13 protein-coding genes are annotated in these 14,114 nt (G+C 73.2%); 10 read left to right on the plus strand and 3 right to left on the minus strand.

The window, feature by feature from the left end:
• Positions 1-133: 133 nt before the first annotated feature.
• Positions 134-925 (plus strand): RNA polymerase sigma factor SigF, encoded by a 792-nt coding sequence (locus ACZ7M7_RS12610; RefSeq protein WP_383601087.1) that lies wholly within the window; start codon positions 134-136, stop codon positions 923-925.
• Between the two features lie 16 nt (positions 926-941).
• Here ACZ7M7_RS12610 and ACZ7M7_RS12615 read toward each other — a convergent pair whose 3' ends face one another.
• Complete coding sequence (locus tag ACZ7M7_RS12615; RefSeq protein ID WP_472115544.1) at positions 942-2,078, minus strand: GAF domain-containing protein; 1,137 nt, start codon at positions 2,076-2,078, stop codon at positions 942-944.
• A 123-nt stretch (positions 2,079-2,201) separates the two neighbouring features.
• On the opposite strand from ACZ7M7_RS12615, the gene ACZ7M7_RS12620 reads away from it, so the two are divergent.
• The 4 genes from ACZ7M7_RS12620 to ACZ7M7_RS12635 all read left to right on the plus strand — a co-directional run bounded on the left by ACZ7M7_RS12620 (position 2,202) and on the right by ACZ7M7_RS12635 (position 6,420).
• The gene (locus tag ACZ7M7_RS12620) at positions 2,202-2,918 is read left to right on the plus strand and encodes an ANTAR domain-containing response regulator (RefSeq protein ID WP_383601082.1); all 717 of its coding nucleotides are present in this window, start codon (positions 2,202-2,204) and stop codon (positions 2,916-2,918) included.
• Between the two features lie 147 nt (positions 2,919-3,065).
• Entirely contained in the window at positions 3,066-3,932 is an 867-nt protein-coding gene (locus ACZ7M7_RS12625) for a hypothetical protein (protein ID WP_383601079.1), read from the plus strand.
• Between the two features lie 179 nt (positions 3,933-4,111).
• On the plus strand, positions 4,112-5,359 hold the full coding sequence (locus ACZ7M7_RS12630) for an aminotransferase class I/II-fold pyridoxal phosphate-dependent enzyme (protein ID WP_383601076.1): 1,248 nt from the start codon (positions 4,112-4,114) through the stop codon (positions 5,357-5,359).
• Entirely contained in the window at positions 5,356-6,420 is a 1,065-nt protein-coding gene (locus ACZ7M7_RS12635; RefSeq protein WP_383601074.1) for an MBL fold metallo-hydrolase, read from the plus strand. The genes ACZ7M7_RS12630 and ACZ7M7_RS12635 overlap by 4 nt, the downstream gene beginning before the upstream one ends.
• 116 nt (positions 6,421-6,536) lie before the next feature.
• Here ACZ7M7_RS12635 and ACZ7M7_RS12640 read toward each other — a convergent pair whose 3' ends face one another.
• Together ACZ7M7_RS12640 and ACZ7M7_RS12645 are read right to left on the minus strand one after the other, a co-directional pair.
• Entirely contained in the window at positions 6,537-7,163 is a 627-nt protein-coding gene (locus ACZ7M7_RS12640) for a DedA family protein (RefSeq protein WP_383601073.1), read from the minus strand.
• On the minus strand, positions 7,160-7,933 hold the full coding sequence (locus tag ACZ7M7_RS12645) for an MBL fold metallo-hydrolase (RefSeq protein WP_472115549.1): 774 nt from the start codon (positions 7,931-7,933) through the stop codon (positions 7,160-7,162). Before ACZ7M7_RS12645 ends, ACZ7M7_RS12640 begins: the two co-directional genes overlap by 4 nt.
• Positions 7,934-8,016: 83 nt before the next feature.
• On the opposite strand from ACZ7M7_RS12645, the gene ACZ7M7_RS12650 reads away from it, so the two are divergent.
• The 5 genes from ACZ7M7_RS12650 (at position 8,017) to ACZ7M7_RS12670 (ending at position 14,090) form a co-directional block, all read left to right on the plus strand.
• Positions 8,017-8,424, plus strand: a complete 408-nt coding sequence (locus ACZ7M7_RS12650; RefSeq protein WP_328421291.1) for a hypothetical protein — start codon at positions 8,017-8,019, stop codon at positions 8,422-8,424.
• Positions 8,425-8,612: 188 nt separating this feature from the next.
• The gene (locus tag ACZ7M7_RS12655) at positions 8,613-10,652 is read left to right on the plus strand and encodes a phage holin family protein (protein WP_472116631.1); all 2,040 of its coding nucleotides are present in this window, start codon (positions 8,613-8,615) and stop codon (positions 10,650-10,652) included.
• 81 nt (positions 10,653-10,733) lie between these two features.
• Positions 10,734-11,795, plus strand: a complete 1,062-nt coding sequence (locus ACZ7M7_RS12660; protein ID WP_472115552.1) for an ATP-binding protein — start codon at positions 10,734-10,736, stop codon at positions 11,793-11,795.
• Positions 11,792-13,597 carry a vWA domain-containing protein gene (locus ACZ7M7_RS12665; protein ID WP_472115555.1) on the plus strand — a complete coding sequence of 602 codons (1,806 nt, stop codon included), beginning with the start codon at positions 11,792-11,794 and terminating at the stop codon, positions 13,595-13,597. Before ACZ7M7_RS12660 ends, ACZ7M7_RS12665 begins: the two co-directional genes overlap by 4 nt.
• A gap of 64 nt (positions 13,598-13,661) precedes the next feature.
• Positions 13,662-14,090: an OsmC family protein gene (locus tag ACZ7M7_RS12670; protein ID WP_328421283.1), complete on the plus strand. Its 429-nt coding sequence runs from the start codon at positions 13,662-13,664 to the stop codon at positions 14,088-14,090.
• The last annotated feature ends 24 nt before the right edge of the window (positions 14,091-14,114 follow it).

Below are 14,114 nucleotides of genomic sequence, written 5' to 3' on the forward strand. Positions count from 1 at the left end.
AGTGCTTCGGACAGGAGGCACGTCCGTGGGAGCGGCAATTCCCGCCACGGGTGTGTCCGGTCCCCCGGCGCGCGCCCGCTCTCCCTCGGTGACCGTCCAAGCCAGAGCACAACCAAGGGAGTTGCGACGCACGATGCCCACCTCAGTGAGCGCGAAGCACCACCCGCACGACGACGCCCCCGACACCGCGGAGGACTTCCGCAAGCTCGCCACCCTGCCCGAGGGGCAGCAGCGCGACTCCGTCCGCGAGAGGATCGTCGAGGCGTGGCTGCCCATGGCCGACCGGCTCGCGGGACGTTTCCGCAGCCGCGGCGAGAGCTTTGACGACCTGCGCCAGGTGGCCGCCCTCGGGCTGGTCAAGGCCGTCGACCGCTACGACCCCGAGCGCGGCAACGCCTTCGAGAGCTACGCGGTGCCCACCATCACCGGCGAGATCAAGCGCCACTTCCGCGACCACATGTGGACGCTGCACGTGCCGCGCCGCGTCCAGGACCTGCGTAACCGCGTGCGGTTCGCGGTCCAGGACCTGCAGACCGTCTCGGGCCGCAGGCCGACCGTCGCGGAGATCGCACAGCACGCCGACATGAGCGAGGCCGACGTCAAGGCCGGTCTGGAGGCGCTGGAGAGCTTCACCGCCCTGTCGCTGGACGCGGAGCTGCCCGGCAGCGAGGACGGCTACTCACTCAGCGACGCGCTGGGCTCCGCCGATCCCGCACTGGACACGGTCGTGGACCGCGAGGCCGTGGCGCCGCGGCTGGCGGCCCTGCCCGAGCGTGAGCGCGCCATCCTGTACATGCGCTTCTTCGGGGACATGACGCAGAGCCGGATCGCCGAACAGCTCGGTATCTCGCAGATGCACGTGTCCCGGCTGATCAGCCGGTGCTGCACCCGGGTGCGTGAGCAGGTGCTCGACGACGTGGGCTGACACGGCCGCGCGCCGCTCAGGGCGGTCCTGTCACCGCCAGCGCGATGTGGCGGGACATGGTGTCCATCGCCCGCGCCTCCGCCATCGAGAACGCCAGGCGGGCGCCGCATCTGAACAGTGTCAGGACGCCCGCCACGGCGCCCTCGACGGTGAGCGGCACACACAGCAGTGACGTGACGTTCGCCTGCACGAGGACCGGGGCGCCCTCGGCATCATGGCCGAAGGCGTCCGGGTTCGGCGGGCGGACCTGGAGAGCGGCGGAGGCGGTGCGTGCCGTCTCCACGGCGAGGGGGCAGTCGGCCGGCGACCGGGCCGCCAGCGTCTTCGCCTCCTTCTCCGAAGGGGCCAGCACGGTCGTGCGGGACAGTCCGGTCGCGCCTGCCGTGCCCGTGTCGGCGATGACCCAGTCGGCGAAGCGCCCATGCAGCACCTGGGCCGCGCGCCGGACGACTGCCTCGCGGTCGTCGCGCGGTGCCGTCAGCAGGGTCGTGGTCATCTCGTCCAGGACGTCCATCAGGGCCGCGTGCCGGGTGGTCTCGGTGAGGTCGGGGACCTGGGTGGTCGGGCTGTCGCCCGGAGCGGGGACCCCGGTCGCGCGGAGGTCGCCGGGCTGCAGCACCACCAGCACGGTGGTGTGGGGCTCCCCGCTGGGGCGTACGGCCGTCAGGGTCGCGTGGAGCGGGACGGACGGGCGCTGCTGGAGGTGCACGGTCAGGCTGCGGTCGCCCTCGCCGCGTGCCACCGCGGCGGCCTGTGAACGGAACGCCGCCCGGTCGGCGTGGGCGAGGAATCCGGTCAGCGGCCGGCCCGTCGCATAGCCCGCCCGGACGCCGGTGAAGGAGGTCGCCGCGAAGTTCAGCCGGCGCACCACCGCTTCCCGGTCCACCAGCGCGACCGGCAGCGGAAACCGCTGGAACACCGCCCGCAGCAGATGCTGTTCCTGACGGTCGGCGGACGTCGTACGGGGCAGCTCGCCCGAGGTCAGCCGCTCGTACGACGGCCACAACTGGGCGGCGACATGGTCCAGTTCGAAGATGGCCGCGTCCAGGACGGTCGGCAGGTCCTCTCCCGAAACGGTCCGTGCCGCCTTGAGCTCCGCGACGCGGCGCACGAAATCCGCAAGTTCTTCACCGAATTCGTCGGTCTTCGCCATGGGGACGAACCTAGCTCGCGGCGATGGGGCCCGGGGCGGCGGGGCTCCAACTGGTCCCCGGTGTTCTCGACTGTTTTCCCCGCGCAGTACCGGGAAAGCGCCCAAAATGAGGAGGAGTTGAGGATGCCCGTTCACGATGGCGTAGGTCGCTGGGGAGACCGGTCCGCCGAAGCCGCCCTGCCGGGGCGCAGGCTGTCCGAACTGGTCGAACAGGCCATGCGCTGCACCGCCGACTGCTGCGGCGCGAGCAGCATGGTGGCCGATACAGGTGCCGAGCGGCCCGCCGCCGTCACCCACCCCGACCTCGCCGGACTCGTCGCCGTGCAGCTCCGCTCCGGGGACGGGCCCATCCCGGCGGCCCTGGAACGGGGCGAGCCCGTCGACTCGGCCGACCTGCTGCGCGACGAGCGCTGGCCGGAGTACCGCGCCATGGCGCTCGACTCGGGCGTGCGCTCCAGCGTCACGCTCCCGTTCCTCCGCTCCGGGCTCACGGTGACGCTCAGTCTCTACAGCTTCCGGCCCGGCGCCTTGGAGGACGTCGCGCACGGGCCCGTGCACGCCCTCGGCGAACTCGCCACCAGCTTCCTGGTCCGCGACCGCTCCTACCGCGCCGCGCTCAGCGAGCTCGATCATCTCGGCGCCGCCCTGCGCTCCCGGCCCGTCGTCGACCAGGCGTGCGGCATCGTCATGCACGTCCTCGGCTGTGACGCCGACACCGCCTTCGGCGTACTGCGCCGCATCTCCCAGGGCACCAACCGCAAGCTGTCGGACGTCGCCGCCGGGGTGGTCAGCAGGCGGGGGCGGGGGCTGGAGCGGGACTTGGCCGCGCTGCTGAACTGACGGAGCGGCCGACCGTACGGCGTCACCCACTCGGCCGCCCCCGTCCCGCGAATGGTGCCCGGCCGCGCGCGCCCGGACGCCGGGCGGGCTGTCATGGCTGCGGGGGCACGACCGCCGTACCCCGCAGCCGGCCGAAGGAGCTCACCCATGCGCCGCACCGCCCGCGCCCTGTCCGTCGCCGCCCTGGCCGGTGTCGTCCTGGGCTTCGTCGCCTCGGCCGCCTTCGCGGAGCCGACCGCGGAGGTCAGCCCCGGCTCCGTCGCCCCGGGCGGCAGCGTCACGGTCTCGGTCTCCTGCGACGCCCTCGGCAGCACCGCTCCGGCCACCATCGACGCCACCTCGCAGGCCTTCGAGGAGGGCACCGTCCAGCTGAAGCGGGTCTCCGGCAACGACGAGAAGGCCGCCGGGCCCGCCTACAGCGGAACCGCTCGCATCCCGCCGGCCGAGAACTTCGAGGACGACCCGGACGCGGCCGGACCGGACTCCGCATGGACGGTGGACGGCGCCTGCCCGGCGGCGCCCGGCGGGGAGGGCAAGGAGTGGAGCGCGACGCTCACGGTGGCCCTCGACAGCGGTGGCGGCAAGGGTGGTACCGGAGGCGAGGGCAAGGGCAGCAGCACGGACGGCGCAACCCAGGGTGCCGGCGAGGGCGGCGAGGGCGGCAAGGACGGCACGGAGAGCGGTGGTGAGGGCGGCAAGGGTGGCACCGAGGGCGGCTGGGGCGGCGCCGACGGGGGCGGCGATCCCTGCACCGAGCCCCACTCGGGCGACACCGAACCCGGCAAGGCCGGAAGCGGGTGGGAGGAAGCCGCGCCCTCGGGCAAGGGCGACCACAGCGGGTCACACGCGCAGGACTGCGACAGCGCGGCCGTCGACCACGGCGTGCGCGCCGGTGACGGCGGCACCTTCACCGACTCCGTCCCCGCCCTCGTCGCCGGTGGCGTGCTGATCGCGGGCGCGGCCGGCGGTGCGGTGTACCGGCTGCGACGCAGGACGCCCACCGCGCAGGACTGACCCCTGCGGGCACTCATGGGGTGGGGGCACGATGGGTACCCGGAGCGCGAGGGGTGCACGACACACCGTGCGGCCCCTCTCGCCGTACGAACCCCGCAACCCGCACCACGGAACAACCGACCCGCACGGAGCACCGCACGACGAACCACTGAGGCACCTGGCACAGCGCGGAGGCAAGGATGCGCCCGACGGACCTCGAAGGCCACGGCCCCGTCCGTTACGGGCCCCCGCTCCCGGGCGACGGGCTGCCCGTGCTGCCCGAACTGGCCGCCGTCCTCGCGGCTGCCGCCGGCCGGGCCGAGAGCGAGCTGATCGGCGGCGGCGACGGCCTCCTGGCCGCCGCGAGCGGTTACTGGGGCCGACGCGGTCTGCCGACCGAGCCAGAGCGGGCAGTGGCCGCTCCCGGGGCGCCCGCCCTGCTGCTCGCGCTGACCGCCGCGATCGGCGGCGACGTCCTGGTCCCGCGGCCCTGCGCCGCCTGGTGGGCGCCGTACGCACGCCTGTTGGGCAGACCCGTCTTCCACGTGGCGACACCGGCGGAGTGCGGCGGAGTGCCGGACCCGTACGCCCTGCTGGAGACCGTCCGCCGGGTACGCGCCGAGGGCGGTGACCCGCGGTTGCTCGTGCTGTCCGTCGCCGACGACCCCACCGCCACCGTGGCCCCGCCCGAGGTGCTGCACGAGACCCTGGAGGCGGCCACCGGCGAGGGGCTGCACCTCGTCAGTGACGAGACCTGGCGCGACACCGTGCACGCCGTCCACGACACCGTGCTGGTCAGCCCAGCCGAGATGCTGCCCGACCAAGTCACCGTCGTCACCGACCTGTCCGGCGCCCACCTCCCGCAGGGCTGGCCGGCCGCGGTGGCCCGCTTCCCCGCCGACGACGCCGGCAACGGCCTCCACGCGCGCGTGCTCGACGTGCTCACCGCGCTCGGCGCCCGGATCGCCGGCCCGGTCGCCCGCGCGGCCCAGTACGCACTGGAGGAGCCCGAGCCGGTCACGGCGCGGGTCAGCGCCACCGTGCGCCTGCACGCACGCGTGGCAGCCGCAGTGCACGCCGCTGCCGTAGGAGCGGGCGCCGTGGCGCGGCCCCCGCAGGCCGGGCGGCACGTGTACGTCGATCTCGGCCCGCTGCGCGCCGGGCTGTCCGCGCACGGCGTCGGGGACGCGCAGGACCTGGAGGACTTCCTCGCCGAGCGGCTCGGCATGCCCGCACCGGGCGGGCACCGCTTCGGCGACGACCTCGGCGCGCTGCGCGTACGGCTGTCCACCGGCCCTCTGCTGGCCGGTACCGAAGCCGAACGCGCGGAATGCATCACGTCACCCTCGCCGTTGGAACTGCCACACGTGCACCGTGCGTTGATCCACTTGAAGTCGGTCTTCGACGATCTCCGTGACGAAGCTCAGCGATGGGAGCCGCCTCGATGACGCAGCAGTCCGACTCATCCATGTCGACACCACCGCGTACGACCACCCGGGAAGCCGACGCCCCGGCGGACCCGCTGCCCTTCGCACCCCCGTTCCCGCCGCTCGCCGCGCCCCGCCCGCTGGGCGAACGCCGGGTGTGGCCGCGGACCTTCCACGACCGGCTCACCGCCCCGCTGCCCGGCTTCAAGACCCTCGCCCGGTTCGCCCGAGAGGGCGCCGTACGCCCCGGCCGGGAGGGCCTCGCCGACATCCCGAAGCTGCCCTTCGAGCCGGGCCCGGTGCCCCGCGTGGACGCGCGCACGGTCGCCGTCTCCTGGGCGGGCCACGCCAGTTGGGTGGTCCGGATCGGCGGACTGACGGTCCTGACCGACCCCGTCTGGTCGCGCCGCATCCTCGGCACCCCGGCCCGCATCACCCCCGTCGGCGTCGCCTGGAGCGCCCTGCCGCGCGTCGACGCGGTCGTCATCAGCCACAACCACTACGACCACCTGGACGCCCCCACGTTGCGCCGACTCCCGCGCGACACCCCCGTGTTCGTGCCGGCCGGCCTCGCCGCCTGGTTCCGCCGCCGCCGGTTCACGCAGGTCACCGAGCTGGACTGGTGGGAGGCCGCCGAACTCTGCGGTGTCCGCTTCGACTTCGTCCCGGCCCACCACTGGTCCAAGCGCACCCTGATCGACACCTGCCGCAGTCTGTGGGGCGGCTGGGTGCTCACCGCGCCCGACGGACAGCGCGTGTACTTCGCCGGCGACACGGGCTACGGCCACTGGTTCACCCGCATCGGCGAGCGCTACCCCGGCATCGACCTCGCCCTGCTCCCCATCGGCGCCTACGACCCCCGCTGGTGGCTCAGCGACGTCCACTGCGACCCGGAGGAGGCGGTGCGGGCGGCCCAGGATCTGGGGGCCCGCAGGATGGCGCCGATGCACTGGGCGACGTTCGTCCTGTCGGCTGAGCCGGTCCTGGAGCCGCTCACACGCGCGCGGGTGGCGTGGGAAAAGGCCGGGCTGGCGAGGGAGGACTTGTGGGACCTGCCGGTCGGTGGCTCACGGGTGCTGTGACGCCCTGGGGGCGCGGGGCCGTGCCGAAATGCGGCTCCGCCGCGTGGGCGCGATCAACCCCTGCCGTCCCCAGTCGCCACACGACCGGAGCCCCTGCCCTGTGGGCGCATCGCACCTCACCCCGACGAAGCCTTCCGCAGACGACGCCACACACTGGGCGCTCCGCTGATGACCAGCGTCAGCGCCACCGCCGCGACCACGCCCTCCCAGGGTTCGCTGAACAACGACCCACCGAGAATCCCGATCAACTGGTACGTCACAGCCCAGGCCAGGCAGGCCGGCAGGTTACCGCGGGCGAATCTCCGCATCGGCCACTCGGCCAGCAGACAGGCCAACATCACCGGCAACCGCCCCGCAGGAACCAGCCGCGACAGCACCAGCACGGCCACACCGTGCCCGGCGAGCTTGTCCTGCGCCTGAGTGAGCCGCTCCTCCGGCGCGCGCGAGCGGATCGCCTCCAGCCAGCGCGAGCCGTTCTTCGAGCGCATGCCGCGCCGCCCCAGCCAGTACAGCGTCGCATCGCCCAGGAACGCCGCCGTCGACGCCGTCACGAACACCAGCGCCAGCGAGAACGGTGCCGTCTGGTGAAACGCCACCACCGCCGCCGAACTCACCAGCGCGCCCGTCGGGATCACCGGCACCAGCGCCCCGATCAGCACCAGCAGGAACAGCGTCGGATAGCCGATCGCCTGCTGGGTCGACTCGTACGGCACCGTCGTCGTGGCGGCGGCCCACACCGTCACCGGGCCACCTCCGGGCGCACGCGCTCCCCGTGCGCGAGCCGGTGCACCGCCACGCCGGGCGCGCGCTCCGCCGCGAGCCGTGCGAACTCGTCGCCGGGCGCATGGAATTCATGGGGGCGCACGGCGTCCATGCCGATCGGCCAGTACGTGCCGTAGTGCACCGGCACCGCACTGCGCGGCCCGAGCCGGGCCAGCGCCTCGGCCGCCCGCCCCGCGTCCAGATGCCCGTCCCCGAGATACGGTCCCCAGCCGCCGACCGGCAGCAATGCGACGTCGACCGGCCCGACCTCCTTCGCCATCGCGTCGAACAGCCCGGTGTCCCCGGCGAAGTACGTGCGTGCCTCGCCCTCGAAGACGTAGCCCAGGGCGGGGGAGCGGTGCGGGCCGACGGGCAGCCGGCGTCCGTCGTGCCGCGCGGGAACGGCGCGTACGGCCACGTCGCCCACCGTCGTCACGTCCCCCGGCGCCATCTCGGTCACCCGCAGATGCGTGAGCCGGCGCAGGCCCGGCACCGCCCGGGGCGCGCCCCGGGGCACGAGCAGGCGGGTGCCCTGCGGCAGCCTGGCGAGAGACGGAACGTGCAGGTGGTCGGCGTGCAGATGGGAGACCACGGCGACGTCCACGCGCCAGGCGCCGGGCGGGGGCGGTGCGCCCCGGCGGCGGCGCAGGTGTGCGAGCCGGCGTGCGAACAGAGGGTCGGTAAGGAGGCGCACGTTCGAATCCTCGACCGTGCAGGTGGCATGGCCCCACCAGGTGATCTCCACCGGCACCTCTTTGCCCCCTTCGCGCGACTCCCCGAAGCCTACGGGCTGCAGTAGGGTCGGCGGCGAAACCCGGAGGTGAGGGGGACGCCATGGGGGCATCCGTAGTGCGCGTGACGGCGATCGCCAGTCTGACGCCGCTCGAAGAGCTGGACGCCGACCCCTTCCTGGTGGACTCCCGCAGCCAGCACGCGATGTGCGCGCGCTGGGCCGCCGAGCACGGGTACGTCGTCGCACGCGAACTCCTCGTGCGCCGGTTGCGGGCGGACCACAGCGTGCTGTGGGAGGGCGTCCGCCCCGGCCTCGACCTGTTCGTGGCGCCCAGCCGCAGGGTGCTGGAGAGCGCGCTGTCGTCCGTCGACGACTTCTCCGCGGAGTGCGCCCGGCGGGGTGTGCGGGTGGAGATCGTGGGGCGTGCGGAGCCGCTGTACGACGCGCAGATGAAGGCGCGCGTGCACCGGAGGCTGTCGATGCCGACGGCCGGCTACGACGGCCGTTGACGATCACGGCCCACGGCGCGTGCCGAGGCGGCCGGGCGGGACGACGTGTCCGGTCCGGTGTCGGAGGGGTGTGCCAGGCTGGGGCGTGAAAGGCCCGTTTCGGGTGCTGGGCCGGGACGTGAGGTGGGCTGGGCGTGCGTGGTGGGCGTTGGCGGCGGGTTGCCAGTCAGGTCGGGCGGAGCGTGGCCGTGTGGGCCGTCTCCACCGTCACCATGCTCGTGCTCGCCGGGATCCTGCCGGATTTCCAGTTGCAGTCGGCCGACGGTGACAGCGCCACCCACATAGCCATGACCGCCGCCCTCGGCGCCGGTGCCTTCGGTCTGCTGTCCGCGCTCGCCTGGCCCCTCCTTGTACGGCTCCTGCTGCTGGTGCCCGCCCTGGTGCTGGGCCTGCTGGTGTTCTTCCTCAACGGCTCGCTGCTGATCGTCGCCCTGCGTCTCGTCCCCTCCGGCGACAGCGAGGCCGCCCCCGAGACCGCCGTCATCGTCGCCGCCGTGATGTCCGCCGTCGCCTCCGCCACCGGCGCCGCCCTCGCCGTCCGGGACGACGACGCGTACCGGCGCCGCCTGTACCGCCTCGCCGACCGCCGCCGCAAGGCCCTGCCGCCCGGCCCTTCCAGCCCCGGCACCGTCTTCATCCAGCTCGACGGCGTCGGCCACGACGTCCTCCTCGACGCCGTCGGCAAGGACCTGATGCCCACCGTCGCCCGCTGGCTCGGCAACGGCGGCATCGGAGAGGCGGACAGCGCCCTCGCCACCCACCGGCTCACCCCCTGGCGCACCGACTGGTCCAGCCAGACCGGCGCCAGTCAGCTCGGCATCCTGCACGGCAGCAACCACGACGTCCCCGCCTTCCGCTGGTACGAGAAGGCCGCCCGCGAGGTCATGGTCTGCAACCGCCCCGCCAACGCCGCCGAGCTCCAGCGCCGCGCCATCGACCGCACCGGCGACGGCGGACTGCTCACCGCCGACGGCGCCAGCCGCGGCAACCTCTTCAGCGGCGGCGCCGACGAACAGGCCCTCGTGCTGTCCATCGCCACCAAGCGCCGCAGCCGCGAGAACCGCTCCCGCTCGGGCTACTTCGCCTACTTCTCCGACCCGGCCAACGCCGTGCGCACCGCCCTGTCCTTCACCGCCGAGGTGGGCCGCGAGATCGGCCAGTCCACCCGGGCACGCGCCCGCAAGGTCCGACCGAGGGTCTCCCGCGGCGGCCTCTACCCCCTCGTCCGTGCCTTCGCGACCGTCGTCGAACGGGACGTCGTCGTCGCCGCGGTGATGGGCGACATGCTCGCGGGCCGCACCGCCGTCTTCGCCGACCTCGTGGCGTACGACGAGGTGGCGCACCACTCCGGGCCGCGCGGCCGCGACACCGAGAAGGTCCTCGAACGCCTCGACCGGGCGCTGGCGTTGATCGAGAAGGTCGCCGAGCACGCGCCGCGGCCGTACCAGATCGTCGTGCTGTCCGACCATGGCCAGAGCCCCGGCGAGACCTTCCGCGCCCGCTACGGCCTCGGCCTCGGTGACCTGGTGCGGGCCGGCTGCGGTCTGCCCGTGCCACGCAGGGCGCGGCGCACCCACAGCGGCGCCGAGGCCCGCGCGGCCGTGCGTGCGGCGCTGCGCCGGCCCGTCGAGGACGGCGGCGAGCAGCACCGCCCGTCCCGCCGCCGCTCGGAGCCGATCGTGCTGGCGTCCGGCAACCTGGGCCTGGTCTCCTTCCCGGACGTGCCGCACCGGATGACCAAGGAGGAGATCGACGCCCGTCACCCGGCCCTGCTCACCACCCTCGCCAACCACCCCGGCGTCGGCTTCCTGCTCGTCCGCAGCGAGGAGCACTCAGGGGTCGTGCTGGGCGCATACGGCGCCGAGATCCCGCTGGACCAACTCGACGACAAGCCGGGCCCGCTGGAGGCCTTCGGGCCGGGCGCCGCCGACGCCGTGCGCCGTACGAACTCCTTCCCGAACGCCGCCGACATCATGGTCAACTCCGCCTACGACGAGGCCGACGGCGAGGTCCTCGCCTTCGAGGAGCAGATCGGTTCGCACGGCGGACTCGGCGGGGCACAGGGCAAGCCGTTCCTGCTGTCGCCGCTTGCCTTCTCCGCACCGGTCGGCGACGGGGAGGACCTCGTGGGCGCCGAGCACGTCCACCGTGTGCTGCGGCGCTGGCTGCGGGAGTCGGACGGGCCTCAGGTGCCCTTGGACGTGGAGCCGCAGGAGCGGGCCGCCTGAAAATCGGCTGCGTCCGAGAGCCTCACGGGCACACACTGTTCGAGTCGCAAACTGCTCGAACACCCCAAGGGAGACCCTGCTTTGCAGGCAGCCGTCACCGTCACGCCCGCCCGTATCCCCGACCTCCTTCTCGGCCTTGCCACCGTGCGGCCGGTGTTCATCTGGGGCGCCCCCGGCATCGGAAAGTCCTCCCTGGTCAGGAACTTCGCCGAGTCGCTGGGCCTGGAGTGCGTGAGCCTGCTCGGCACCCAGCTGGCACCGGAGGACCTGATCGGCGTGCCGCAGATCCGCGAGGGGCGGTCGGTGTTCTGCCCGCCGGAGGCCATCGCCCGCGACGAGCCGTACTGCCTGTTCCTGGACGAGCTGAACGCGGCCACCCCCGATGTGCAGAAGGCGTTCTACTCGCTGATCCTGGACCGCCGTATCGGCAACTACGAGCTTCCCAAGGGCTCCATCGTCATAGGCGCCGGCAACCGGGCCACCGACAACGCGCTCGCCCGGCCCATCGCCTCCGCGCTCGTCAACCGCCTCACCCACGTCCACCTGGAGGCCTCCGCCAAGGACTGGCTGACCTGGGCGGTGAACAACGGCATCCACCCCTGGATCCTGGACCACCTCATCGACCGGCCCGACCACCTGTGGTCCAAGCCGCCGAAGACCGAGGAGCCGTTCTCCACGCCCCGTTCCTGGCACATGCTCTCCGACGCCCTGCACTCGTTCGGCCGGGACCTCGACGAGGAGACGCTGAAGGTCCTCGCGCACGGCACGCTGACGCCCGTGCACGCCACCGCGTTCTGCGGCTACGTCAAGATCGTGCGCAGCCAGTACGGCATCGAGGCCATCATCAAGGGCGACGCCCGCTGGCCGCACCGTATGCAGGACCGCGACCTGCTCTACTACCTCGCCGAGTCCTTCCGGGGCCGTCTCATCAAGGAGCTGCCGGTCAGCAAGGACCACATGTCCGCGACCGGCCGCCAGACCGCGTACCGCGCGAAGTCGCTGCTGGTGCAGCTCGCGGAGATCTCCGTCGAGGTCGCCCAGAGCGTCATCGCCTCCGACACCGACGGCAACCCGGTCCTGCCGTCCTGGTTCCTCGTGGAGGCCGCGCGGGACATGCCCCGGCTGGTGGAGGCGCGGCGATGAGCCGTACCCCCGACAAGGGGAAGGGGAAGAAGAAGCGGGACCTCGCGGCGGAGGCGTTCGCCGAGGGCCTGCGACTGGTGCGAGCCAATCCCGCGCTCGCCACCGTCGAGTTCACCGTCTGCCGCCAGGAGAAGTGCGAGCAGGCGCCCCACGACGGACTCGTCCGCGTCGACTCCGACGGCGACCTGCACGTCCATCCCGACCGTATCGCCGAACCCGCGGCCTGGGCCTGGGCGATCGCGCACGCCGTCCTGCACCTCGGCTTCGGCCACGTCCCTTCCAGGAAGGGCAGGCCGGTGCAGCCCGACCGCGCCGACCTCGCCGCCCGCTGCGTCGTCGTCAACCGCTTCCTGCTCAGCTTCCCGGTCGGCAAGGCCCCGGACCACCTGCCCCTGACCTACCCGGACGGCGACGAGGAACAGCTTGCCGCGCGCTGGCGGCGCGACGGCATCCCGGCCGCGTACGAGCGCTGCGGCACGGCGGGCTCCGAGGCCGACCAGCTGCTCGTGGAGTGGATGGGCTGGTTCGGGTCGCCCCCGGACCACCAGCTGGCCTTCGCGACCGCGCTGACCCGCACCGTCTCCACCGCCATGGACCTGGCGGGCGGCCGCCGCGAATCCATGCTCGGCGAGCCGGTCAAGAAGCGGCCGTGGCAGTGGGCACTGGAGTGGTTCATCACCTCCTACCCGCTGCTCGGCGGCATCGCGGCCGGCATCAAGCTGGTCGCCGACGCCGAACTCGCCCGCGCGCACGGCATCGCCGTAGCCGCCGTCAACGCCGAGGCCGGCGAGATCTACATCAACCCGCTGCGGACGTTCGAGGACGAGGAGTGGCGGTTCATCCTGGCTCACGAGATGCTGCACGCCGCCCTGCGCCACGGCGACCGCTGCGGCACCCGCGACCCGTACCTGTTCAACGTCGCCTGCGACTACGTCATCAACGGCTGGCTGCGCGAGATGCAGGTCGGCGAGATGCCCCAAGGGCTCCTGTACGACGCGCAGTTCAGCGGCCTGTCCGCCGAGGAGGTGTACGACCGCATCGTCGGCGACCTGCGCCGCATGCGCCGTCTGGCCACCTTGCGCGGCAAGGGCGTCGGCGATGTGCTGGGCGCCCCGCTCGGCGCCCCCGGCGAGTACTGCGACCTCGACGAGTTCTACCGCCGCGGCCTCTCCCACGGCCTCGACCTGCACCAGCAGCAGGAACGCGGCTTCCTGCCCGGCGGCCTGGTCCAGGAGATCCGAGCGCTCAGCCATCCGCCGCTGCCCTGGGACGCCCGACTGGCCCGCTGGTTCGACGAGTTCGTGCCACGCCCCGAGCCGGTGCGGACGTACGCCCGTCCCTCGCGCCGCCAGTCGTCGACGCCCGACATCCCGCGCGCGGGGCGCTACTTCCCGCCCGAGGAGATCGCCCGCTGCACCTTCGGTGTCGTCCTGGACACCTCCGGCTCGATGGGCAGCGTGCTCCTCGGCAAGGCGCTCGGCGCCATCGCCTCCTACGCCGCCGCCCGGGACGTACCGGCCGCGCGGGTGGTGTTCTGCGACGCGGGACCCTACGACGCCGGCTATGTGCCGGTGACGGAGATCGCGGGGCGGGTACGGGTGCACGGCCGTGGCGGTACGGTCCTGCAGCCCGGGATCGACCTCCTCCAGCGCGCCGACGACTTCCCGCCCGGCGCGCCCGTCCTGGTCATCACGGACGGCTGGTGCGACGTGCTGCGGGTGCGGCGCGAGCACGCGTACCTGCTCCCGCAGGGCCGTCGTCTGCCGTTCACCCCGCGTGGGCCGGTCTTCCGGGTGAGTTGAGCCGGAGTGTGATCGGATGGGGGCACGGACCCAGGAAACGGGCCCCCACGCGAAAGGAAGAACCGTGGCTACCACGCGCTCCGCACACACCGTCTGGGAAGGCAACCTGCTCGAGGGCAACGGTGTTGTCAACTTCGACTCTTCTGGTGCCATCGCCGCCCAGCCGGTCACGTGGGCCTCGCGCTCCCAGGACGCGAACGGCAAGACCAGCCCCGAGGAGCTGATCGCCGCCGCGCACTCCAGCTGCTTCTCCATGGCGCTGTCGCACGCCCTCGCGGGTGCCGGCACCCCGCCCACCAAGCTCGTCACCTCGGCCGACGTGAACTTCCAGCCGGGTGAGGGGATCACCGGGATTCACCTCACCGTCGAGGGCACCGTGCCCGGTCTCGACGCCGAGGGCTTCGCTGCGGCGGCGGAGGACGCCAAGAAGAACTGTCCGGTCAGTCAGGCGCTGACGGGCACGACGATCACGCTGTCGGCGAAGTTGGCGTAGCGCTTCGCGGGGAGCCGTGACAGG

It is taken from the genome of Streptomyces sp. NPDC111606 (assembly GCF_055656945.1).

Excerpts from the sequence above, each read along its gene's own strand:
- ACZ7M7_RS12630 (WP_383601076.1), top strand. The coding sequence starts at position 4,112 with ATGCGCCCGACGGACCTCGAAGGCCACGGCCCCGTCCGTTACGGGCCC.
- ACZ7M7_RS12610 (WP_383601087.1), top strand. The coding sequence starts at position 134 with ATGCCCACCTCAGTGAGCGCGAAGCACCACCCGCACGACGACGCCCCC.
- ACZ7M7_RS12615 (WP_472115544.1), bottom strand. The coding sequence starts at position 2,078 with ATGGCGAAGACCGACGAATTCGGTGAAGAACTTGCGGATTTCGTGCGC.
- ACZ7M7_RS12635 (WP_383601074.1), top strand. The coding sequence starts at position 5,356 with ATGACGCAGCAGTCCGACTCATCCATGTCGACACCACCGCGTACGACC.
- ACZ7M7_RS12665 (WP_472115555.1), top strand. The coding sequence starts at position 11,792 with ATGAGCCGTACCCCCGACAAGGGGAAGGGGAAGAAGAAGCGGGACCTC.
- ACZ7M7_RS12650 (WP_328421291.1), top strand. The coding sequence starts at position 8,017 with ATGGGGGCATCCGTAGTGCGCGTGACGGCGATCGCCAGTCTGACGCCG.
- ACZ7M7_RS12625 (WP_383601079.1), top strand. The coding sequence starts at position 3,066 with ATGCGCCGCACCGCCCGCGCCCTGTCCGTCGCCGCCCTGGCCGGTGTC.
- ACZ7M7_RS12620 (WP_383601082.1), top strand. The coding sequence starts at position 2,202 with ATGCCCGTTCACGATGGCGTAGGTCGCTGGGGAGACCGGTCCGCCGAA.